Raw genomic sequence first — 23332 nt, forward strand, 5'->3', positions numbered from 1 at the left:
GCGCTCCAAGAGCACTTCTTTCAGGGCGCACTCTGCTGATGTAGTGAAGCGGAATTCCGCAATGAAGTGAGGACAACGAGAACACAGCGTTAGCGTAGGTATCTGGGCTTTCGAGGAAACATCGCTTCGCGAGCAGTACCCTTGTTTTGCTCAGATGCCGTATAAAAGTTAGGAGAGCATACTCTGCCGGAGCATCAGGATCCGGCAGCTCTTCTCCAAAACGGCCAGCTGCTTCGCCATCTCATGCAGGTCACGGTTGTAGGCGTAGATGCCGTAGCCGCGGATGACGACCAGCTCCAGGTCGGAATTCAGCAGCCGTTTGGGGATCTCGGTGGAAGCACGCTCGTACCACTGGTCGAAGGAGCGGGGGTCATAGACTTCCACACGGGGCATCTCCTTGATCCCGAAGTAGTCCATGGGCTCGATGATGGGGTGCAGCAGGCTGTAGGCCATCGTATTGGGCGGCATCGAGAAGGTGATGAACTTCGCATCGCTGATCTGACGGTAGATGCTGTGGTGGATGGCCGCGTCGATACTGGCCTCGTTCCAGCGGTAGTCTTTCTGGAAATAGAGTTCGATCAGCTGCTGCTCGTTCATATGGTCGAAGATGGTGTCTTTCGTATTGATAATGAAACGGCTGTTGTCCGATTTGGCCGAGACGCTGCCGTGGTAGATGCTGAAGAACTCTTTGCGGAACATCGAGAGGGAAAAAGAGACGAGCTGTTCTTTGAGATGCTGTTTGTTCATAGCGCTATTGTAACGGAAGATAGGTGAATTTTTGTGTGAACGAGAAGGGGGTGGGGCCGGCCTTACGGCTGGCCGTTTCCGTACTGCTCGGCGAGATAGTCAGTGATGAGGGTCTGGTCCTCTTCGGTGATGGGCGCTTTGAACGCGTCGACCATCTTTTCGACTTTCTCTTTCCAGAAGCTGCGGGACTGTTTGCCCTGGTTCAGGATGTAGCCGAAAGAGTGGCAGGTCAGACAGTTGGCCTGGACCAGGTCGAAGTGTTTGCCCATCTTGATCTCAAACGGGACATATGGGACTTCGACATCCTCGTTCAGGACGGCGTGGAGATTAAGGGCGCCCAGGCTCAGCAGGGCGGCAAAGATTGTTTTTTTCATAAAGGCTCTCCTTAGACTACTTCGACGGTAACGACGTCGATTCCGTTAAATTTGTAACCGCCGTGGTTCCACTTGATGTCCTTGGCAAACGGCTGCTCTTCGCCGGCGCGGTTGATCGCCTTGGCCATGATGGTCTGCTTGCCGTACTTCTTCGGTTTGAAGTCGAAGGTGAAGGCGCGGAAGGCGTAGCGGCCCAGATCGTCGCCCAGCGTCGCCTCCTGCCACGTTTTGCCGTCGTCGAAGGAGAGCATGACCGCCTTGATTCCCGCACCGTAATCGAAGGCAACCCCGCGGATTGTCGCGTAGGAGTTGTGGTAGAGCGTTTCGCCGTTTGTCGGATAGCCGATGAAGGATTTGACGTTCATCTTCGTGATCGGTTTCGTCGGAACGTGCTCTCCCGGCTTCTGACATTCGCACTCGTTGTCCGGTACGCGGTACGCCTTGTCCATGAAGAAGAGGTGCTGATAGTCACTGGTGACGGTCAGGTTGCTCAGCATTTTGACCCAGCTGTCGGAGTAGGTGCCCGGGATGACGAGGCGGACAGGGTAGCCGTTGAGGTACGGCAGGTCCTCGCCGTTCATCTCATAGGCGACGATGACGTGGTCACCGATCTCCTCAAGGTGCAGTTCGCGGACAAAGTTCGGCGTTTCGTAGTAGGCAGCCGTTTCGGAGCCGTTGAAGCCGACCCACTCCGCCTCTTTTTTCAGCCCGGCACGTTCGAGGATGTCGCGCAGACGCACGCCTTTCCAGCGTGCGCACCCCATGGCGCCGCTGCCCCACTGGATACCGCCGGCCGTCGGTTTGAACGCGGAGCGGCTGTTACCGCCGCACTGCAGGACGGCATAGACCTCGACCGGCTCGAAGTCATGCTTCAGCTGGTCGACGGAGAGGGAGAGCTCGCGCTCGACGAGGCCGTTGACCTTGATACGGAAGGTTCCCAGGTCGATATGCGTCGGGATATCCGGCATGTGCCAGCGTACGAAGAACATGTCGTTCGGTGTCACCGGGTGGGCAAAGACGTAGCGCGGAGATTCGAGCAGCGGCGGACGGTCGGAGTAGGTGATCATCGGCCGTTTCTGCGGGAACGGAATGGAGGAGATTTTGCGGTTATCGACGGGCTGGCCCGCGGCAAAGGCATCGGGGCCCAGCGCGGTCACGCCGGCACCGGCCAGCGCGCCTTTAAGGAAAGATCTGCGTTTCATGATTTGAGGACCTTGAGACGATATAAAATCGTTTGATAAAAATTATGTCCGTATTTTATCAAAAATATATGGTTCAGAAAAATAAAACAAAAATGATACAATGTGCAATAAAACTGTACTTAAATGGGTGCCCTCCATCCCTGCTGGCAGGGGCTTTGAAGGTACAGGGGGAGGCAGAATGTATACGTTGAAACAGCTGGAACTTTTCCTCGATCTGGGACGGAGTGAAAAGATCATCGATACGGCCAAAAAATTCGGGCTGAGCCAGTCGGCCGTATCGATGGCGATCAAGGAGCTCGAGCGGCTGCTCGACGGACCGCTTTTCGAACGGATCGGCAAGCGGCTGGTGCTCAACGGGCGGGGGGCGATGCTGATGCGCAGTGCCTCCCCCCATGTCGATGCCCTGCATGCCCTCTACGACCAGATGCGCAGCGATTCGCTGCGCGGCGAGCTCCGCCTGGCGGCCAGCGTGACGATCGCGGAGTACTTCATCCCGACGCTGGTCTGCAACTACATGGAACAGAACGAACATGTCACGATCTCCCTCAAAAGCGCCAATACCGCCGACGTCATCCGGAAAGTCACCTCGGGCGAGGTGGACATCGGCTTCATTGAGGGGGAGGGGATCCTCGAAGAGGTCGAGAGCCGGGTGCTGATGCGCGACGAACTGGTCGTCCTCAGCAGCGACAAAAAATTGGCAAAGCAGGGCCCGTGGTTCATCGACCAGCTGGCGTCGCGGCCGTGGATCATGCGCGAAAAGGGCTCCGGGACCCGGGCCGTCTTTCTCAACGCCATCAGCCCCGTCGACCAGGAGCTCAACATGGTGATGGAGCTGGAGCATATCGAGTCGATCAAGAACTTCCTGCTGGCCAAGCCCGATTACCTCAGTGTCCTGCCGCGCATTTCCGTCAAAAGGGAGCTCGAAGAGGGGCACCTGTTCGAGGTACCCGTCAAGGCGCACCATTTCGAGCGCGACTTTACGATGATCGCCCGCAGCCAGCAGACCCTGCTGCCCCTGCAGGCGCATTTTCAGGAGTACCTCTTAAGTTCCATCGGGTTACAATAGCGCATGCAGAATATCCCCCATATCCCGGTGCTTTACCGCGAAGTTACCGATGCTTTTTCCGGATGCGACGCCGGTATTGTCGTCGACTGTACCATGGGGTACGGCGGGCACAGCAGCCTGCTGCTCGAAGCGAACCCCAACATCCGCCTGATCGGCATCGACCAGGACGAAACGGCGATCCGTTTCTCCACGGAACGGCTCGTCCCGTTCGGCGACCGTGTCGAGATCCGTAAGGGGCGCTTTTCCAAAGTCCTGGAAACCATCGTACAGGATTACGGTGCTGAGCAGATCCGCGGGGTGCTCGCGGATATCGGCGTCTCTTCGCTGCAGCTCGACGAAAAGGATCGCGGCTTCTCTTTTGAGAGCGAGACCCTCGACATGCGGATGGACCCTTCGGCGCCGCTCGATGCCGCGACGGTCGTCAACACCTATGCCGAGGCGGAGCTTGAACGCATTTTGCGCGACTACGGCGAAATCCCCAACGCAAGGAAAGTCGCCCAGGTGATCGCTGCGCAGCGCCCTTTCACCTCCGCCAAAGCGCTTGCCGACGCGGTCCGCCCCTACGCCCCGCGCGGCAAGAAAATCCATCCGGCGACACTGGTGATGCAGGCGATCCGCATCGAGGTGAACGACGAACTGGGGGAGCTGAACCGTCTGCTCGACGTCTGCGAACGCGCCTGTTTCCCCGACGCGGTCATCGGGATCATCTCGTTTCATTCGCTCGAGGACCGGATCGTCAAACAGCGTTTCGCGCAGTGGAGCCGCAACTGTATCTGCCCCAGCGACGCGATGCGCTGCACCTGCGGCAACAACCACGCCCTGGGGCGTCCCCGGCCGAAAAAGCCGATCACGGCCCTCCCCGATGAACTCAAACAGAACCCCCGCAGCCGCAGTGCGAAGCTGAGGCTCTTCGAGATGAACTGCCATGGACGCTAAAGCGAACCTCCTGGAGGAGACCGGCAGCGCCATTGTGACCCGCAAGGGAATAGGCCTGCGTTTCCTGCTCAGTATGCTGATGGTCTTCGGGATCGGCTGGATGCTGCTTTTCCCCAAGATCTACCTCCAAAACAGCATCTACTACAAGAGCCGTGACATCGCGACGCTGCAGCGCGAATACGAGACCCTCAAAGAGGAGAACCTCGTCATCAAACGGCGGGTGGAGGCGATGAAGTTTAAAAACCAGGTGCTTGACACCCTCTTTGCCGAGGAGCAGCCGTGATCGCACGTCTGATCGAGTTCGCGCTGAACAAGCCGCTGCTCAACCACATGCTCCTGCTCTTCATCCTGCTCCTCTCCGTTTTCGCCTACATCAACATCCCCAAAGAGATCTTCCCGCCGATCCAGATGGACAAGATCACGATCACCGGCGGTTACGCCGGGGCGAGTGCGGATGTCCTCGACAAGATGGTCGTCACGACCATCGAGGATGAGCTGGGCAATATCAGCGAGCTGGAGACGGTGACGACGACGATCAAGAACGGCGCCTTCACCATTACGGGCGATATCAAGCCGGGGTCGCAGAATATCAACGTGCTCAACGACGTCAAGGATATCATTGCCCAGACGAAGCGGGACCTCCCCTCCGATATGGACGAACCCGTCGCGCAGATCCATGAAGAGACGATCCCGCTGGTGCTGGTCGCCATCGCGGGAGATGTCCCCATGACGGTACTGCTTGAACGTGCCGATGAACTCAAAAGCACGCTGTCGCGCTTCAAGGAGCTCAGCGACATTACGATCCGCGGCGACTCCGACGACGAGCTCGTCTTCCGCATCGACCCGGACAAACTGGACGCCTACGGCCTCTCCACCGATGCCGTCGTCGCGGCGCTGCAGAACCTCAGCTCCATCTTCCCCGTCGGAACCATCAAACGCCGGGGGGAACACCTCTACATCAGCACCTACAACGGCGAAAAGGATACGGCGGCGATCGAGAACACGGTCATCGGCGTCGGCGGCAAGCGGGTAAAAATCGGTCAGATCGCCACCGCCAGCTTCGAGCTGGGGGACGCGACGGAGCTGTCGCACTACAACGGAGTACGCAACGTCTCCGTCAACATCACGAAGTCGAAATCGGGCAACGCCATCGCGCTGGCCAAACAGATCCGTGAAACCCTGAAGGAATTCGAGGCGCGCTACCCGGACCTGAAGTTCGCCGTCTACACCGATACCTCCGTCTGGATCAAGAACCGTCTCAACACCGTCGTTTCCAACATCATCGTCGGGCTGATCCTCGTCTTCAGTGCCATGCTCATCTTCGTCAACCGCGGCATCGCGCTGGTTGTGGCGATGGGGATCCCGATGAGTTTCATGATCGGGCTGATCGCGACGGAGATGATCGGCTATTCACTCAACATGCTCTCCCTGCTCGGCGCCCTGATCGCCCTGGGGATGCTCGTCGACGAGGCGATCGTCGTGGCGGAGAACATCTACCGCCATATGGAGGAGGGGATGCCGCGCCGTCAGGCAGCAGTCCAGGGGGCGGTGGAAATGTTCCCCGCCGTGCTGACGGCGACGCTGACGACCGTCTTCGCCTTTTTGCCGATGCTGCTCATCAGCGGGGAGATGGGGACCTTTATCAAGATCCTGCCGGTGATGATCACGATCCTGCTGCTCAGCTCCCTTTTCGAAGCCTTCTTCTTCCTGCCGCTGCATTCGCACGAACTGCTGCGCCTGCGCCGGGAGAGCCATGTCAGCCACAGCATCTGGGAACACCTCTACCGCTGGTACGACAAAACACTTCACCGGCTCTTCCGACGCCGTAAGCTCTCCTTGATGCTGATCGTCGTTTCCATCGCAGCGTTGACGGCGGTGATGGTATCGCAGAGCCGTTTCCAGCTCTTCCCCGCGTTCGACGTCACCCAGGTCTATGTAACGGGGAAAGTCAATATCAACAACGAACTCGAAGATACGGAGGAGCGGGTCGCGGCCATCGAGCGGGTGCTGCTCTCGAAGCTTGACCCGGAAGAGTACTCCTCGGTGACGGCGGTCATCGGGATGCGCCTGGACGCGAAGAACAAGGCGGAGATCGGGGAGAACCTTTTCCAGGTCTTCATCGACCTGCACGAGCGCGCCCCCGACAACTGGTACAACCGCTACATCAACCCCATCTTCTCCATCGAATACAATGCGGAGGTGCTCAAACGGCAGCGCGACGCCAAGCGGATCAGCGAGGATGTCAAGCAGTGGCTCGAACCGCTTGCACAGCGCAAGGAGGCGGACGGGACGAAAACGTTCGAGAACTTTAATGTCACCGTCCCGGGAACGGGGGTCGTCGCGCACGATATCGAGCTCGCACTCAGCGGCAAGGACGACGCGCAACTGGCCACGGCCGTCACTGCGCTGGAGAAGGCACTGGCCGGGGTGACGGGGGTCTATAACATCTCCGATGATGCCGACCTTGGCGAACGGGAGCTGAAACTGCGTATCAACGACTACGGCTACGACCTGGGGCTGAGCGAAGCGGAAATCAGCCGCCAGCTTCGCGCCCACTACCTCAAAGGCGAATACGGCAAGATGTTCAGTGAGAGCGGCCTGGTGCGCATCCGTATCGAGAGCGTGCAAAAAGACGACCCCGAGAGTCTGGAAAGCTTCCGCATCCAGCTCCCGGGCAGTACGCAGACGGTCGCACTCCGCGATATCGCCGACTTTATCTATACCCAGGGGTATGTGACAATAGAGAAGGAGGACGGTGTGCGTATCCGCAGCGTCTACGCCTCGTTGGACAAGGATCTCCGGACGTCATCGGAGGTGATGACGGCGATCGCCCCGGTCATCGCACAGCTGGGTACCGAAGGGTTCCATATCGAGGTCAAGGGTGAGGAGAAAGAGAACGCCAAAACGGTGCGGGAGATGTCCCAGGCGGCCGCCGTGGCGATCTTCCTCATCTTTATCACGCTCGTATGGCTCTTCGATTCGCTTGTCCTGGCCCTGATCGTGCTCAGTACGATCCCGCTGGTGCTCGTCGGGGTCTATGTCGGCCACTGGATCATGGGACTGACGATCACGATGCCGAGTCTCATCGGTGCGGTCGGTCTGGCAGGGGTCGTCGTCAACGACGGGCTGATCATGGTGAGTTTTATCCGAAAAGCGAAGGACAGCGAAGTCCTGATGCAGCGTGCGCGGACCCGTCTGCGTCCGATCCTGATGACGTCGATTACCACGGTACTCGGGCTGATGACGCTGATCTTCTTCGCTTCCGGTCAGGCGCAGATTCTTCAGCCGATGGCGGTATCGCTGGGGTACGGGATTTTATGGGCAACGGTACTGAACTTGTTCTATGTACCGCTGCTTTATGCCGTCGTCTACCGCATCAAGCGGTAAAGACGTGCTTTGAAATGAGAGGAGAAAAGGAAGTGCGGTTGGGAGGGAAGCCGACACTTCCCTCCCTCTGTTTGAATTCGGTTACTCGTTTGATTACAGACGCCCAGTCCGCACAGACGTCAGCGCCTGCAAGTTGGCATCAGGTTGAGTAGTAAGGAGTGAACCGAATTCACCTTATGTTGAACCGAGAAAAAATGTGTGCTAATTAGTAGAGCGTGTGCAAGACACTCGAGGAGTAGAAGACCTTATTTTTATGTTTAGGCAACCCGGCCGTCTCAGTGAGACCCGTAGGCTTTCCGTCCCCGTTTCGCAACGAGTTTGGCATTATCTACATAATTAAGCAACAACAGATTGTTATAAGTTACAGCTTACAGTTTCATTAAAATTTGATTTTTTTCTAGCTTTATTTTTTTATCGGATCGTAAAGTAGCGATGGGCAAAGTCCGGACGGTGATTATGAGTTGAGGAGATGCACTTAAGCCCAAAAGGGGTATAATCACGAATTATTTTCAAGGTAATGCAAAATGTACGAAGCACTTTTTGAAGACGAAGGCGATATCTTCGGCGGTTCGCCCCGCAGCAAATTCATGGACGTGATCTTCAACGCCAACCGTTCCGTCGCCGAAGGGGAGCTCCAGCGCCTCATCGAGCGCCTGGCGGCGATGGAGAAACTGCTCGGCCAGACCATGGACGATGCGACGATTGACCGGACGATCAAACAGCTTCAGTTCGAAGAAGCGGATGCCGTCAATGACATGGCGAAGGAACTCTATATCGAGTCGATGGGCAACGTCCTCAGTCAAAGCGAATAGGGGGAAGGCGCCGAGATGGTCGAAGCGGTAGCGCGCAGAATGCAGGAGATGGTCGCAGCGGTGGGATACCCGTACGCGACCGGGCTTTTTGAAACACTGTCCGGCGGTAAGCGCCTCCGTGCCCGGCTGATCATGATGATCGCGGGCGAGAGCGACGCTTCCGTGACACTGGCCGCGGTGATCGAGCTGATCCACGCCGCCAGCCTGCTGCACGACGACGTCATCGACGAGGCCCAGCTGCGCCGCGGCACCCCTTCGGTCAATGCGACCGAGGGGAGCAAGCAGGCGGTGATGCTCGGCGATATCCTCTACTCCAAGGCGTTCAGCGAACTGACACAGTTCGACGCGCAGATCGCAAAGACCGTTGCAGATGCCGTTACGTCGCTCTCGGTCGGCGAGATGATGGATGTGCAGATGGCGAAAGCATTCAACGAGGATGATACCCGCTATCTGCAGATGCTCTATCTCAAAACGGGGGTCCTGATCGAAGCCGCGGCAAAAAGTGCCGCCATGCTGGTCGGCAAGAATGCCGGGGCGTATGCGCTCTACGGCAAAAACCTCGGGGTCGCCTTCCAGATCATCGACGACATCCTCGATATCGTTTCCGATGAAGCGACGCTGGGCAAACCGGCGATGAACGACTTTGTCGAGGGCAAATGCACCCTGCCGTATATCCACCTCTACCGCACCCTCGAAGGGGAGGCGAGAGAACGCCTCATTGCCCTTCACGGCAAAAGTGCGACGGCGGAGGAGACCCGCTGGCTCAAGGAGCAGCTGGAGGCAAGCGGTGCGGTCAAAGCCGCCTACGCACAGGCCCGCCGTCTCAGTGACGAGGCAAAACAGGCGGTCAGCGGCGACGCGCCGCTCGAAGCGGTCATTGAATCCATGATGCAAAGAACCTTCTGATGCACTACCTCATTCTCAGTTTTACGCACAAAAACACGACGCTCCCCATCCGGGACAAGCTGGCGTTCAACGATGATAAAACCAAAGAGACGTTTCTCGCCCGTACCCTGGAAGCCCCCTACCTGAACGAAGCCTTCGTCCTCTCCACCTGCAACCGTATCGAGCTCATCAGCAGCTGCAACAATCCCGGCGAAGCGGCCAAACACCTCTTTATGCTGCTGCACCAGCACTCGGGCATCAGCCTCAACGAGCTGGAAGGGCGCGCAGAGCTCTTCGAAGACCAGGGGGCGATCCACCACCTCTTCAGCGTCGCCAGTTCGCTGGATTCGCTTATCGTCGGCGAGACCCAGATCTCCGGCCAGCTCAAAGACGCCTACCGTTTCGCCCTGGAACGCGGCTACTGCGGCGACAAACTGACCCGGGCGGTCAACTACGCGTTCAAGTGCGCGGCCGAAGTCCGCAACCGTACCGACATCTCCTCCAAGCCGGTCTCCGTCGCCAGCGTCGCCGTGGCTGCGGCCCGCCGGGCGTTCGGGACGCTTGCGGGCAAACGGGCGCTGGTCATCGGTTCGGGTGAAATGTCCGTGATCGCGGCGCGGACCCTGAAAAACCACGGGGCGGAGGTCAGCCTGATGAACCGCACGATGGCGAAGGTGGAAGCGCTGGCCGAAGAGGTCAACGGGACGCTGGTCCCCTTTACGCGCCTCAAGGATGTGCTGGCCGAATACGACATGATCTTTACGGCCACGAGCGCGGAAGAGCCCATTATCGACGGCAAGCTCGGCCTGAAAAAGGAACGGGAGTGCCACTGGTTCGACATGGCGGTCCCGCGGGACATCGGTGACATCGACCACGCGATGGTGACGGTGCACCGGGTCGACGACCTGAAAAACACGGTTGATGAGAACATCATGCTGCGCGAAGAGGAGGCGAAGGCCTCCTTCGCCATCGTCGGCCGCTACACGGCGGAGTTCTACGCCTGGCTGAAATCGCTCAACATCGAACCGCTGATCAAGGAGCTCTACCGCCGTGCGGATACGGCGGCGGCGACGGAGGCGGCCCGTGTAGTGGGCAAGGGGTATCTGCCCGAAACGTATGAAGCCCAGGCGCAGAAGATGGCCCTGCAGGCGATCAAGCGTTTCCTGCACCCGCAGGTACAGCAGCTGCGGAAAGCAGCTGACGAAGGCGACATCGACGCCATGATCGATTCGATGGCATTTATTTTAGACATGAGTGAGGAGTAACCGACAATGCGTATGTCCCAGGCTTTTATCCCGACGGAGAAGGAGGCGCCCAAAGACGCGGTGCTCCCGAGCCACATCTATCTGACCCGGGCCGGGTTTATCGCCCAGGTCGCCAGCGGGCTGTACAACCTGATGCCGTTGGGCAAACGGGTGCTGAAAAAGATCGAAACGATCATCAACGAAGAGATGGCGCGTGCCGGTGCACAGGAGGTGGAACTCAGTTTCGTCACCCCGGCCGAGCTGTGGGAAGAGAGCGGCCGGATCGAGAAGTTCGGCAAGGAACTCCTGCGCTTCCGCGACCGTAAAGAGAACCTTTTCGTCCTGGGGCCGACCCACGAGGAGATGATGGTCAACCTCGTACGTAACCGCGTCAACAGCTACAAGCAGCTGCCGCTGAACCTCTACCAGATCAAGACGAAGTTCCGCGACGAGGCACGTCCGCGTTTCGGCCTGATGCGCGCCCGCGAGTTCGTCATGAAAGACGGCTACAGTTTCCACACCTCCTACGAGGACCTCGACCGCGAGTTCGATGCGATGGAAGCGGCCTACAAGCGCGTCCTGGAGCGCCTGGGACTTGACTTCCGCATCGTCGAGGCCGACAGCGGCGCGATCGGCGGCTCGGGCTCGAAAGAGCTGATGGTGCTCGCCGACAGCGGCGAAGATACCCTGGCGGTCTGCGACCGCTGTGAATACGGCGCGAACATCGAGGCGGCCCGACGTTCGGAACGCAGGGCGATTCCCGAAGCGCCGGAAGCGGACTTCAACAAGTTTGCGACACCGGGCATCAAGAGCATCGAGGATCTCGGCGGCTTTTTCCACGTCGACCCCTACTACACGCTCAAGGCCGTGGCCAAGCGGGCGATCTACGAAGAGGGCGATGAGGTCGTCGTCTTCTTCCTGCGCGGCTGCGACGACCTGCAGGAGGTCAAAGCGGTGAACGCCTGCGGTGCGCTCGACCTGGTCGATGTCAGCGAAGAGGAGCTCTCCGCACTGGGGCTGGTGCCGGGCTTCATCGGGCCGCTGGACCTCGACAGCGTACGCACGATCTTTGATGCGGACGTCAAAGGGGCATCCAACATGATCTGCGGTGCTAACGAAGCGGACTACCACTATGTCGGCGTCGATCTTTCCGTGCTGCCCGAAGCGGCGCAGTATGCCGCGCTGTACGAGGTCAAAGAGGGCGACGGCTGTCCGGTCTGCGACGGGACGCTCTCCTATACGAAAGGGATCGAGGTCGGGCACATCTTCAAGCTCGGCACGGTCTACTCGGCACCGCTGGGGGCACAGTTCCTTAACGAAAACGGCAAAGCGGAGCCCTTTGTCATGGGCACCTACGGGATGGGCGTGAGCCGTCTCATCGCCGCCGTGATCGAGCAGCACCATGATGAGAAAGGGTGCGTCTGGACAAAGGCGACGGCACCGTACCTGGTCAACCTGATGATCTCCAACATCAAAGACGAGGAGCAGGTGGCCCTGGCGGAGAGCCTTTACGCTTCACTGCAGGCGGCAGGTGTTGACGTCATCATGGATGACCGCAAGGAGCGTTTCGGCTTCAAGGCGAAAGATGCGGAGCTGGTCGGTTACCCGCTTACCGTCATTATCGGCAAGGAGCTGGCGAACGGGATCGTGCAGTTCTTTGACCGTGCCGAAGATACGAAAACCGATGTGCCTTCTTCCGAGGCCTTCGCGCGCATCATGGAGTGGATCGGATGATCTACTTTCTCCTCTATCTTTTCCTGGAAGTGGTCGTTTCCGTCAATATCGCTTCGGCGATCGGCGGCATCTGGACCTTCGTCGAGCTGATCGCGAGCGCCCTGGCGGGCATCGTGATTTTGGCAAACTTCCGGGGAACGCTGGCGGAGAATATCAACGCGCTGAACCAGGCGCGTATTGACCCCTTCGAGTTCCAACAGCTCAACCTCTTCACCATTCTGGGGGCTTTTTTGCTGATCGCCCCCGGTTTTCTGACCGATATCCTCGGCGTGCTGCTGCAGTTCAGCGTGATTACGAAGATGTTGGTTAACCGATTTGTGTCACAATCCAAGCACGATTCATCAACTCACTTCACACAAAAGGATGACCATGTCATTGATGTCGAAATTGTCAGCGACGATGCTGATAAGCGCTAGCGTTTTTGCCGCGACCAACAGCGAAGTCGAAACCTTCCTTACAAACAATCTCTCCAAAAATCCGGCGATTTCGTCACTGACCGTCAAAGTGATTGAACGCAACCCGATTGATGGCATGAAAGGATGGGACAGTTTCATCGTGGCGCTGGATGCCAAAGTCAAGCAGGGCAAAGAGGAGCGCGAGGTCAAGCAGCGCGTGATCTATTTTGCCAATGACACGGTAATCACCGGCGAACTGACGAATATGAAGACGGGCAAAAGCCTGCGCGACAGTGTAGCGCCGCAGTTCAAAGCCGACTACTACACCCAAGAGAACCTGATTTACGGAAATGCGGACGCCAAGCACAAAGTCGCGATCTTCTCCGATCCGCTCTGCCCCTTCTGCCGCAGCTACGTCCCCAAAGCACTGGAGTATATGAAGCAGTATCCGGAGACCTTTGCCGTCTACTACTACCACTTCCCGCTGGAGCGGCTGCACCCGGCAGCCTCGACGCTGACGCGTGCGGCGGTGGCCGCGGAACTGCAGGGACGCAAGGATGTAACGCTGGCGCTCTACAGCGTACCGACGACCATTACGCGTGAAACGGACGAGCAGAAGATTCTCGATGCCTTCAATAAAGCCGTCAATACGAACCTCAAAGTCAGCGACCTGCACGCGGCGGCCGTCAACGCCCATGTGGATGCGGACAATGACATTATCGAATCCCTGATGGTCAGCGGGACGCCGACAGTCTATTTCGACGGCGAGAAAGATGCGACCAAAAACCGTTATAAGGAAGTCAACGTTAAATGAAGAAACTCGTCATCGCAACCCGCGGAAGCAAGCTGGCACTCTGGCAGTCCGAACACATCAAGGCCGTTCTTGAAGAGCAGAACCCGGGACTGGAAGTGTCGCTAAAAATCGTCGTAACGAGCGGCGACAAGATCCTCGATGTACCGCTCGCAAAGATCGGCGGCAAGGGGCTCTTTCTCAAGGAGATCGAAGAGACGATGCTGGCGGGCGAAGCCCAGCTCGCCGTCCACTCGCTCAAAGACGTTCCGACACAGATGCCCGACGGGCTCCTGCTCGCGGCGATCACGGAACGCGAAGACGACCGTGACGCGATGCTGAGCGAAAAGTATGCCAGCATCGACGCCCTGCCGCAGGGGGCCGTCGTCGGTACCTCCTCGCTGCGCCGCCGGATGCAGATCCTCGCCCTGCGCCCCGACCTGACCATCAAGGACCTCCGCGGGAACGTCGATACCCGTATCCGCAAGCTCAAAGAGGGCGAATTCGACGCGATCATTCTCGCTTCTGCGGGTATCAACCGCCTGGGGCTGCTCGACAGCGTCGAGTACGTCTACCCGATCGCACTGACCGACATGGTCCCGGCAATGGGGCAGGGAGCGCTCGGGATTGAGGCGGTCGATGACCCGGAGGTGCTCGCCATCGCACGCGGACTCGAAGACGAAAACACGCGCATCGAGACGACGATCGAGCGCGAATTCGTCGATACGCTGCAGGGCGGTTGCCAGGTGCCGATCGGTGTCAATGCCACGGTCCTCGAGAACGGCCAGGTGCTCACCCAGGCGATTGTCGGGCTCCCGGACGGAACCGAAGTGATCGCCGAAACGGTTGAAGTACCGAAAGCATCCGTCGGCAATCTCGGCCGGCAGATGGCGGAGACGTTTATCGAACAGGGTGCCCGGGAACTGCTTGCCAGGGCCGAAGAGATGGCCTTCAAATAGAATGTGACAATATTGTCACAGTTAAGGCTCGCATAATAATATATAATGTATTCTTGTGTGACACCTCCCATGGAGAAAGGATGCGGATGAAGAAGGTCGTTTTCCCTGTTCTTTTAGCGGCACTGATGACCGGTGTTGTCAGCGAGGCCGCCGTTTACAAAGGGCAGCGCGAGTTTCACAAGCAGTGTAAGGCTTGTCATGATGACGGGCAGGATATCGCCTCCACCTTCAAAAGAAGGACATGGAAGAAGATGATGGAGAAAAACGGCGAAGGGTTGGCCGAACTGCATCTTAACAACGAGAAAGCGAAGAAATCCTGGAAATACTTCAAGAGCAAGAAGTTCCAGAAGAATTCGAAACATCTCAAGGACTTCATGGTCGAATACGCCAAGGACAGCGGGAACGTTCCCGCCTGTAACTAAAACCTCCGGGCCCGAGGGCCCTTTCTGCACTTTAAACCCTATTCGCTAAAATACCGTAATTTATTTTGGAGACAGAGCTATGGAAAAAATGTGGTCCGGCCGTTTCAGCGCCTCAGCCTCTTCGCTTCTAGACCAGTTTAACGCCTCGATCATGTTCGACCGCGAACTGTACCGCGAAGACATCGAAGGTTCATTGGCACACGCCGCCATGCTGCAGAGCCGCGGCATCCTCAGTGCAGAAGAACTTGAAGCGATCCGCGGGGGACTGGCACAGGTACGTCAGGAGATCGAATCGGGCGAATTCGAGTGGAATATCAGCGACGAAGACCTGCACATGGCGATTGAAAAACGCCTCACCGCGCTCATCGGCGACGCCGGCAAGAAACTGCATACGGCCCGCAGCCGCAACGACCAGGTGGCCGTCGACTTCCGTCGCTACGTTCTGCGCAAGGACCTCGAGATCGCCGGTCAGCTTAAAACCCTGATGCAGACCCTCATTGACATTGCCGGCAGGCATACGGAGACACTGCTGCCGGGGATGACGCACCTGCAGCATGCCCAGCCGATCAACTTCGGTTTCCACCTGCTGGCGTACGCGAGCATGTTCAAACGCGATATCGACCGTCTCCTTTCCAGCCGCGAGCGCAACAATGTCTCCCCGCTGGGCTGTGCCGCACTGGCCGGTACCCCGCACAATATCGACCGCAGCTTTACCGCGCATGAACTGGGCTTTGACAGTGTCAGTGTCAACTGCCTGGATACGGTCAGCGACCGTGATTTCGCCCTGGAGATCCTCTTTAACATCTCGACGATGATGATGCACGTCTCCCGCCTGAGCGAAGAGCTGATCCTCTGGTCGAGCTATGAATTCGGTTTTGTCGAACTCTCCGACGAATACTCGACGGGCTCCTCGATTATGCCCCAGAAGAAGAACCCGGACGTCCCGGAACTGCTGCGGGGAAAAACGGGCCGTGTCTACGGCGCGCTGATGGGACTGCTGACGGTGATGAAGGGGCTGCCGCTCGCCTACAACAAAGATACCCAGGAGGACAAAGAGGGGGTCTTCGATGCCGTGGCAACAGCGCACATCTCCCTCGAGATCCTTAACGAAGCCCTCAAGACGATGACGGTCAAACCGGAGAACATGCTGGCAGCTTCGAAGAAAGGGCATCTGAGCGCCACCGACCTGGCCGACTACCTCGTCGAGCGCTGCGGGGTGCCGTTCCGCGAAGCGCACTTCATTACGGGTAAGGCCGTCGCCCGCGCCGAAGTCCTCGGAATAGACCTGAGCGAGATCGCCTTCGGCGAGCTCAAGGCCATTGACGAGCGTATCGGCGAAGATGTGATCCCGCATCTTCAGCTGGCACACTCCATGAACGCCCGTACCTCCTCCGGCGGGACGGCGACGGTACGCACGCTCGAACAGATCGTGCACTTCGAAAACTACCTCAAGGAGCTTGATTTATGAAAGTAACGATTTCCCACCTGGATGAGATGCGTTTCGAAGCAAAAACGGACCGCGGACAGAGCTTTGTCATTGACTGCCCGGTGATCTCGCCGATCGAATATTTCCTCTCCGGCCTTGTCGCCTGTACGACCAGCGACCTCATTGCCATCCCGAAAAAGCAGGGCAAGACGGTCACGAACCTCAGTGTCGAGGGTGAGGTCGTACGCAACGAAACACCGCCGTGCAAGTTCAACACCCTTCACCTCGACTACCGCTTTGACTCCGATGCCGACGATATGACGGCGCTGCGCTGGGTCATGGGCAGCATCGAGACCTACTGCTCGACGATCAACACCGTCCGTGATACGACGAAGATCAGCTACTCCGTCACGCACAACGGTAACGTACTGCGTGAAAACGAAGAGATTATCAGTGGGCAGGGTGGCAATATCGACTTCGGTGAAATCGAAGCCTGCCCTAGCTAAGCCGAAACTCCTCTACACGCCGCAAACCCTTTTCTAGGTCCTTTGTTCCCCTTCTTTTTTGCTTGTCCAAAAAAGAAGCCGAACCGGGAAGAAAAAAGGACAAAGCGGCTGCCGCACGAAACACGCTTTTAACGCACTTCATATTCACTATTACGTGGACATTCCAAGCCGGAATTTTTTAAAAGTATTTGTTTGTATGGGGAGATAAAGCGCAGTGCAGCTGCGCGTGAGCTCTCTGCTGAAGAGAACCCAGTGTTAACGTAGTCGCAGGAGCTTGGCCCCTGCGGCGTATGGTTTATAAAAAGTCTTTCGGGTCCGCGTCTGCGAAGTGGCCCCAGCGGAGTCTGGCACCGCCGAGAATGTGGAAATGGAGGTGCTTGACCTCCTGGCCGCCGTTTTCCCCGATATTGGTAATGACACGGTAGCCGCTCTCTTTCACATCAACCTTTTCGACTACTTCCTGGATAAATGCAGTCATAGCGGCCATCATCTCCGGCGTCACGTCGTTGAAGCTGTCAACGTGGGTTTTGGGAATGGCGAGCACATGGACCGGGGCCTTGGGATTGATGTCGTGGAAGGCGATAAAATCGTCGTTTTCATGCACCGTGTTGGCACTCAGTTCATTGTTGGCGATTTTGCAGAAAAGACACATGAATGTTCCTTGAAAGAGCGTTTTTGTGATTGTAGCATAGAAGCCTTTGAGGCTAACCTGCTTTGAATCGGAGGGGTTTCGGTATTGATTTTAAAGCAGGTGATTTCAGAGACAAAGCGCCGACGGCGCGCGAGCCCGCTGCTGAAGCGAACTTAGCGTTAGCGTAGCTGTAGGGGCTTTGCTCCTGCAGTGTAATTGATTAATAATACTGCCCTTTAAATCTCTTTGGATACAATACGCGCAAGATAAATGGGGGAGACGTCCCCGGGAAGGAGCCACGGTTGCAGGAGTGGTATGACGCCATTGCGTCGGCGCAGAGTGTCGACAAGCTTGAAGAGATCCGTATTGCGGTGTTCGGGAAAAAAGGGGTGCTCGCGGCTGAGTTCGCGAAGATGAAGTCCGTTCCCAGCGAGGAGAAGGGGGCTTTTGCCAAGGAGCTGAACGAGCATAAGGCCGGTCTGACCGAGGCCTTCAATGCCCGCAAAGAGATCCTGGCTCTCGAGGCGCTCGAGGCGGGCATGAAAGCGGAAGCGATCGACGTCACGCTGTTCGGACGCGGGAGCGAACGCGGTGCGCTGCACCCGGTGATGCAGACGATGGACCGCATCGTCGAATATTTCGTCGCCATGAACTTCTCGGTCAAAACCGGGCCGATGGTCGAAGATGATTTCCACAATTTCGAGGCGCTGAACCTGCCCAAGTACCACCCGGCACGCGACATGCAGGATACGTTTTATTTCAAAGACGAGATGCTGCTGCGCACGCATACCTCCCCGGTACAGATCCGCACGATGAAGCGGGAGAAGCCGCCGATCCGTATGATCGCGCCGGGCGCCGTGTTCCGCCGCGACTACGACCTGACGCACACCCCGATGTTCCACCAGGTCGAGGGGCTCCTTGTCGACGAAGAGGGGAAGGTCTCCTTCGCGAACCTGAAGTTCATCCTCGAGGACTTCCTCAAGTACATGTTCGGCGATGTTGAAGTCCGCTTCCGCCCGAGCTTCTTTCCGTTCACGGAACCGTCCGCGGAAGTTGACATCAGCTGTATCTTCTGCGGCGGCGACGGCTGCCGCGTCTGTTCGAAGACCGGGTGGCTGGAAGTCCTGGGGTGCGGGATCGTCGATCCCAACGTCTTCAAGGCGGTCGGCTATGAAAACGTCAGCGGCTACGCCTTCGGCCTCGGCGTGGAGCGTTTTGCGATGCTGATCCACCGTATCGGGGATCTGCGGTCGCTGTTTGAGGGCGATATCAGACTTCTGGAGCAGTTCAAATGATTGTCACACGCCACTGGCTGAACGAATGGATCGACCTTTCCGACATTACGACGGAGCAACTGGCCAAGACCTTCAATGCGATCGGTCTGGAAGTCGACAGAGTCGAATCTTTCCGGATCCCCGAAAAGATCGTCGTCGGCAAGGTCGCGGCATGCGAAAGACACCCGGACGCGGACAAGCTCAACGTCTGCCAGGTCGATCTGGGCGGTGAAACGCGCCAGATCGTCTGCGGGGCGCCCAACGTTGCTGCGGGGCAGTATGTTCCCGTCGCCGTCGTCGGCGCGGTGATGCCCGGCGGCCTGGAGATCAAACCGGTCAAACTGCGCGGTGTCGATTCCGCGGGGATGATCTGTTCCGCGACCGAACTGGGACTGCCGAAAGTGAACGACGGCATCCTCGTGCTTGACGAGAGTATCGGGGCCCTCGAGCTCGGCAAACCGCTCTCCGAGTACCCGCTGCTCAACGACGACCTGATCGAGATCGAACTGACGGCGAACCGCGGGGACTGTCTGAGCATCCGCGGGGTCGCCCGCGACCTCTGTGCAGCCCTGGACAAGAGCCTGAAGCCGCGGACCGCCGGCCGTGAAGATGAGAACCGCCTGGGCATCGGGCGTCTGCTGAAACTCGATGTCGACGGTGACGTCACCGGCAGTGTCCGCTACCATGCGGTCTCGGTCGAGTTCTTCGACGACTCGCTGCTGATGATGCTGCGCCTGGCCATGATCGACGAAAGCCGCGCCAACGCCGTCGAAGGGTGCCTCGAGTATGCGATGCACAGCACCGGCGTCATTCTCCGCGCCTACCCGGTCGATTTCTTCCGCGCCAACGACGAGAAGCTTGCCGGGATCGTCATCAAGCGCGATGAACACGGTCTGAGCGCCGTTTACGGACGCGAGTGCGCGTCCATCATCGGGATCCGCCAGGAAGATGCTTCCCGGCTCCAGGATGTCCGCGGCGTCATCGTGATCGAGGCGAGCTACATCGCGCCGGACGTCATCTCGCAGAAGATGGCGGAGACGAAACTGCAGAGCGGGCCGCTGTACTACCGCACGTCGCGCGGCAGCGAACCCGAACTCGCGCTCGGAAGCGACTTCCTGTTCAGCTGCATCGAGGCCAAAGGCGAAGGTAAAATCTACGGCGGTACCCTGGAACACGCCGAAGCCTTCGAACCGAAAAACATCAGTATCGATATGGGGTATGTCAGCCGCATTATCGGTACGGAAATCGATAAGAGCCGTGTGGCGAACATCCTGAAAAACCTCGGGTTCGACATTTCGAAGTCGAGCGAGGAACAGATCGTCGTCAGCGTACCGCGTTTCCGCCACGACATCGTCAACCGCCAGGACCTGATCGAAGAGGTCGTCCGTATCGTCGGTATCGACAATATCCCGGCGAAACCGTTTGTGCTGACCGAAGCGGACCGGATCGACGACGACTATTTCGCCTTCCGGAAAAAGCAGACCTACCGCCAGCGCGCGGCACAGAGCGGCTTCTACGAGAGTGTCCACTTCGTTTTCAACGAACGCGAGCAGCTCGATGCTCTCGGCCTTCCAAGCGTCGCGAAAGAACTGGCGCTGCTCAACCCGATCGCGGGGACCCTCGATACGCTGCGGCCGACACTGCTGGCAGGACTGCTTAATGCGGCCAGCAGCAACGCCAAGAACGGGCGCAAGCGCATCCCGCTCTTCGAGATCGGTTCGGTCTTTGACGTCCAGCGCCGTGAATCGGTCAAGATGGCGCTGCTCTTTGCGGGAACCCTTAATGAGGACAGCCTCGACAACAGCGGAAAACCCGAAACGGTCAGCTTTGAGTCCTTCACCAAGCTGGCAGCGGACGTCCTGGGGGATTTCACCCTGAAGCCCGTCACACCGGCGCACAAGATGGCCCACCCCTACCAGGCAGCGGCCGTTTACCAGCACGGCGTGAAAATAGGGGAGATGTTTACCCTGCATCCGACACTGCAAGCTGAGATGGACCTGCCGCGCACCGTCATGTTCGAAGGGACGTTTGACGCGCTGGCCTTTGAGCGGGTCGAAGCGAAAGCGTATTCAAAATACCAGGCGTCACACCGCGACCTCAGTATCCTGATGCCGCAGGCGATGCCGTACGAGAAGGTTTCGGGCGTTATCGAAAGCAGCCGCAGCGGCGAGATCGTCCGCTTCTACCCCGTCGACCGTTACACGGACGAGAGCCTGGGCGACCAGATGAGCCTGACGCTGCGTTTCGTGCTGCAGTCGCAGGAGAAGACCCTGGAAGAAGAGGAGATTACGGCGGCGATGGAAGGGATTCTTACCGCCCTCCAGAACGATCTCGGGGTAGCACTGCGATGAGCCGGGTCCGTATCGCGCCGGCGGAGACGTTTGCGTTCCGCAGCGACAGGATCGCGGCGGATAAATCGATTTCGCACCGCAGCGCGATGTTCGCGACCCTTGCCGAGGGCAAGAGCGTCGTCCGCAATTTCCTGCGCGGCGAAGATACGATGAACACCCTGCGCATCGTCGAAGCACTGGGGGCCGAGGTCGAGGATGACGGTGATGTCATTACCATCGTCTCGCGCGGTATTCAGGAGCCCGGCGACGTTCTGGACTGCGGCAACTCCGGTACGGGGATGCGGCTTTTCTGCGGCCTGCTCGCCTCGGCCGAGGGGCATTTCGTCCTTACAGGCGATGAATACCTCCGCCGCCGCCCGATGAAACGGGTGACGGCACCGCTGCGCAGCATCGGCGCGATGCTCGACGGCCGCAATAACGGCGACCTGGCGCCGCTGAGCGTGCGCGGCGGTTCGCTCAAAGCCTTCGATTACAAAAGCCCCGTTGCTTCGGCGCAGGTGAAGAGTGCGATGATCCTTGCCGCGCTGCGGGCCGACGGCCCCTGTTATTTCGAAGAGCCCGAGCTCAGCCGAGACCATACGGAGCGTATGCTAAGCGGGATGGGAGCACAGATCAAAACGGAGAACCTCCGTACGGAAGTGCAGCCCCTTACCGGCCTGCTGCAGCCCCTCGATATCCGGGTGCCGGCCGACCCGTCCAGCGCCTTCTTTTTTGCCGTTGCCGCGGCGATCACCCCCGGCAGCAGTGCCGTGATCGAGGGCGTCACCCTCAACCCGACCCGCATCGAGGCCTTCAAGGCGCTGGAGCGCATGGGGGCGGACATCCGCTACGAGGTGACTGACGAACGGTATGAACCCATCGGTAATATCGAGGTACGCTATCGGCCGCTCAAAGCGATCGTCGTCGAGGAGAACATTGCCTGGCTCATTGATGAACTCCCGGCGCTTGCCATTGCTATGGCGACGGCGGAGGGGACGAGCGAAGTGCGAAATGCCGAAGAGCTCCGGGTCAAGGAGAGCGACCGCATTACGACGGTGATGACGAACCTGCAAAAATGCGGCATTGCCTGTGAAGAGTTCAAAGACGGTTACCGCATTACCGGCGGCGAGCTGCAGATGGCCGGCGTCGACAGTTTCGGGGACCACCGTATTGCGATGAGCTTCATTGTCGCCGGGTTGCGCTGTGGGATGGAGGTGGAGGATGTCGACTGTATCCAGACCTCCTTTCCGAACTTTTTCGAGCTGATCAATGCGATTGGGGAAGTGCATCATGAAGATTGAACTGGCTGAGAATTACGGCTTCTGTTTCGGGGTCAAACGCGCGATCAAGATCGCCGAGGAGAACCGCAGTTCCGCGACCTACGGGCCGCTGATCCATAACGCCAAGGAGATCGACCGCCTCAAGAAGGATTTCCAGGTTGCATTGACGGAGAACCTGGACGATTTCAAAGCGGGTGACACGGCGGTCATCCGGACGCACGGCATTCCGAAGCAGGAGCTAGAGATGCTCTATGCGCGTGATGTCAACGTCGTCGACGCCACCTGCCCCTATGTGACCAAACCGCAGCAGATCTGCGAGGAGATGAGCGAGCAGGGGTATGACATCGTCATTTTCGGCGACGAAGCCCACCCGGAGATCCGGGGGGTAAAGAGCTATGCCAAGCACGGCGCCTATGTCGTCATGAGTGTCGAGGAGCTCGAACAGATCCGCTTCAAAGAGAAGATCGCCGTTGTGGCCCAGACGACGCGCAAGGTCGAAGAGTTTCTCAAGATCGTCAACTACCTGATCCCGCGCTACAAGGAGGTCAGGGTCTTCAACACGATCTGCAACGCAACCTTCGAAAACCAGGACGCGGTGCGGGACCTCTCAAAAAGGGCCGATGTGATGATCATCATCGGCGGGAAAAACTCCTCCAACACGAAACAGCTGCAGAGCATCGCCCAGGAGTACTGCCCGGATAGCTACCATATCGAAGGGCCCGACGATATAGACGACAGCTGGTTCATAGGCAAAGAGTATTGCGGTATCAGCGCCGGTGCCTCCACCCCGGATTGGATCATTCAGCAGGTGATCGAACGGATCAAAAAAAGGCACTAGAACGTACGGGACTCCCGCTGCGTTTCGGGGAGATGCTTCTAACCGTAAAAAATCAACCCTCCCACAATATTTCTGCTTCATAAAAGCTTTCTTT

General features: G+C 58.2%; 22 protein-coding genes and 1 riboswitch. Of the genes, 18 read left to right on the forward strand and 4 right to left on the reverse strand.

From position 1 onward, the window contains the following. Positions 1–168 precede the first annotated feature (168 nt). The 3 genes from WCX18_RS04550 to WCX18_RS04560 form a co-directional block, all read right to left on the reverse strand. Positions 169–747, reverse strand: a complete 579-nt coding sequence (locus tag WCX18_RS04550) for a class II aldolase and adducin N-terminal domain-containing protein (protein ID WP_345986421.1) — start codon at positions 745–747, stop codon at positions 169–171. Between the two features lie 62 nt (positions 748–809). Further along, a complete protein-coding gene (locus tag WCX18_RS04555) occupies positions 810–1121 on the reverse strand; it encodes a sulfite:cytochrome C oxidoreductase subunit B (protein WP_345990077.1) in 312 nt (103 codons plus the stop codon). A gap of 11 nt (positions 1122–1132) precedes the next feature. Continuing rightward, the gene (locus WCX18_RS04560; protein ID WP_345990079.1) at positions 1133–2323 is read right to left on the reverse strand and encodes a molybdopterin-dependent oxidoreductase; all 1191 of its coding nucleotides are present in this window, start codon (positions 2321–2323) and stop codon (positions 1133–1135) included. 178 nt (positions 2324–2501) lie between these two features. On the opposite strand from WCX18_RS04560, the gene WCX18_RS04565 reads away from it, so the two are divergent. The 14 genes from WCX18_RS04565 (at position 2502) to WCX18_RS04630 (ending at position 16885) form a co-directional block, all read left to right on the forward strand. Then, positions 2502–3389, forward strand: a complete 888-nt coding sequence (locus WCX18_RS04565) for a LysR family transcriptional regulator (protein ID WP_345990082.1) — start codon at positions 2502–2504, stop codon at positions 3387–3389. A gap of 3 nt (positions 3390–3392) precedes the next feature. After that, positions 3393–4325 (forward strand): 16S rRNA (cytosine(1402)-N(4))-methyltransferase RsmH, encoded by a 933-nt coding sequence (rsmH, locus tag WCX18_RS04570; RefSeq protein WP_345990084.1) that lies wholly within the window; start codon positions 3393–3395, stop codon positions 4323–4325. Then, the gene (locus tag WCX18_RS04575) at positions 4315–4608 is read left to right on the forward strand and encodes a hypothetical protein (RefSeq protein ID WP_345990086.1); all 294 of its coding nucleotides are present in this window, start codon (positions 4315–4317) and stop codon (positions 4606–4608) included. The genes rsmH and WCX18_RS04575 overlap by 11 nt, the downstream gene beginning before the upstream one ends. Continuing rightward, positions 4605–7712: an efflux RND transporter permease subunit gene (locus WCX18_RS04580; RefSeq protein ID WP_345990089.1), complete on the forward strand. Its 3108-nt coding sequence runs from the start codon at positions 4605–4607 to the stop codon at positions 7710–7712. Before WCX18_RS04575 ends, WCX18_RS04580 begins: the two co-directional genes overlap by 4 nt. 257 nt (positions 7713–7969) lie before the next feature. Beyond that, positions 7970–8045: riboswitch (cyclic di-GMP riboswitch) on the reverse strand. A 191-nt stretch (positions 8046–8236) separates the two neighbouring features. Then, positions 8237–8524: a DUF2018 family protein gene (locus WCX18_RS04585; protein ID WP_345986428.1), complete on the forward strand. Its 288-nt coding sequence runs from the start codon at positions 8237–8239 to the stop codon at positions 8522–8524. Positions 8525–8539: 15 nt separating this feature from the next. Continuing rightward, positions 8540–9430 carry a polyprenyl synthetase family protein gene (locus WCX18_RS04590; RefSeq protein ID WP_345990091.1) on the forward strand — a complete coding sequence of 297 codons (891 nt, stop codon included), beginning with the start codon at positions 8540–8542 and terminating at the stop codon, positions 9428–9430. Further along, positions 9430–10674, forward strand: a complete 1245-nt coding sequence (gene hemA / locus WCX18_RS04595) for a glutamyl-tRNA reductase (RefSeq protein ID WP_345990093.1) — start codon at positions 9430–9432, stop codon at positions 10672–10674. Before WCX18_RS04590 ends, hemA begins: the two co-directional genes overlap by 1 nt. Before the next feature lie 6 nt (positions 10675–10680). Beyond that, positions 10681–12387 carry a proline--tRNA ligase gene (locus tag WCX18_RS04600; protein ID WP_345990095.1) on the forward strand — a complete coding sequence of 569 codons (1707 nt, stop codon included), beginning with the start codon at positions 10681–10683 and terminating at the stop codon, positions 12385–12387. Beyond that, entirely contained in the window at positions 12384–12803 is a 420-nt protein-coding gene (locus WCX18_RS04605) for an FxsA family protein (protein WP_345990097.1), read from the forward strand. The genes WCX18_RS04600 and WCX18_RS04605 overlap by 4 nt, the downstream gene beginning before the upstream one ends. Continuing rightward, a complete protein-coding gene (locus WCX18_RS04610) occupies positions 12766–13596 on the forward strand; it encodes a thioredoxin domain-containing protein (RefSeq protein WP_345990099.1) in 831 nt (276 codons plus the stop codon). Before WCX18_RS04605 ends, WCX18_RS04610 begins: the two co-directional genes overlap by 38 nt. Beyond that, complete coding sequence (gene hemC, locus WCX18_RS04615; protein WP_345990102.1) at positions 13593–14531, forward strand: hydroxymethylbilane synthase; 939 nt, start codon at positions 13593–13595, stop codon at positions 14529–14531. The genes WCX18_RS04610 and hemC overlap by 4 nt, the downstream gene beginning before the upstream one ends. 86 nt (positions 14532–14617) lie before the next feature. Further along, positions 14618–14953: a cytochrome C gene (locus WCX18_RS04620; RefSeq protein ID WP_345990106.1), complete on the forward strand. Its 336-nt coding sequence runs from the start codon at positions 14618–14620 to the stop codon at positions 14951–14953. A gap of 79 nt (positions 14954–15032) precedes the next feature. Beyond that, a complete protein-coding gene (argH, locus tag WCX18_RS04625) occupies positions 15033–16421 on the forward strand; it encodes an argininosuccinate lyase (RefSeq protein ID WP_345990108.1) in 1389 nt (462 codons plus the stop codon). Continuing rightward, positions 16418–16885, forward strand: coding sequence for an OsmC family protein (locus tag WCX18_RS04630; protein WP_345986437.1), 468 nt, complete (start codon positions 16418–16420; stop codon positions 16883–16885). Before argH ends, WCX18_RS04630 begins: the two co-directional genes overlap by 4 nt. Before the next feature lie 295 nt (positions 16886–17180). Here the strand turns inward: WCX18_RS04630 and WCX18_RS04635 are convergent, their stop codons facing one another. Then, positions 17181–17537, reverse strand: a complete 357-nt coding sequence (locus WCX18_RS04635; protein WP_345990111.1) for a histidine triad nucleotide-binding protein — start codon at positions 17535–17537, stop codon at positions 17181–17183. A gap of 281 nt (positions 17538–17818) precedes the next feature. On the opposite strand from WCX18_RS04635, the gene pheS reads away from it, so the two are divergent. The 4 genes from pheS to WCX18_RS04655 are packed head-to-tail and all read left to right on the forward strand — an operon-like array spanning position 17819 to position 23238. Beyond that, positions 17819–18811, forward strand: coding sequence for a phenylalanine--tRNA ligase subunit alpha (gene pheS / locus WCX18_RS04640; RefSeq protein ID WP_345990112.1), 993 nt, complete (start codon positions 17819–17821; stop codon positions 18809–18811). After that, positions 18808–21141 (forward strand): phenylalanine--tRNA ligase subunit beta, encoded by a 2334-nt coding sequence (pheT, locus tag WCX18_RS04645; RefSeq protein ID WP_345990114.1) that lies wholly within the window; start codon positions 18808–18810, stop codon positions 21139–21141. The genes pheS and pheT overlap by 4 nt, the downstream gene beginning before the upstream one ends. Next, positions 21138–22421: a 3-phosphoshikimate 1-carboxyvinyltransferase gene (gene aroA, locus WCX18_RS04650; protein ID WP_345990117.1), complete on the forward strand. Its 1284-nt coding sequence runs from the start codon at positions 21138–21140 to the stop codon at positions 22419–22421. Before pheT ends, aroA begins: the two co-directional genes overlap by 4 nt. Next, the gene (locus WCX18_RS04655; protein WP_345990119.1) at positions 22411–23238 is read left to right on the forward strand and encodes a 4-hydroxy-3-methylbut-2-enyl diphosphate reductase; all 828 of its coding nucleotides are present in this window, start codon (positions 22411–22413) and stop codon (positions 23236–23238) included. The genes aroA and WCX18_RS04655 overlap by 11 nt, the downstream gene beginning before the upstream one ends. The last annotated feature ends 94 nt before the right edge of the window (positions 23239–23332 follow it).

This window comes from Sulfurimonas sp. HSL1-2 (assembly GCF_039645565.1).
Classification (GTDB): domain Bacteria; phylum Campylobacterota; class Campylobacteria; order Campylobacterales; family Sulfurimonadaceae; genus Thiomicrolovo; species Thiomicrolovo zhangzhouensis.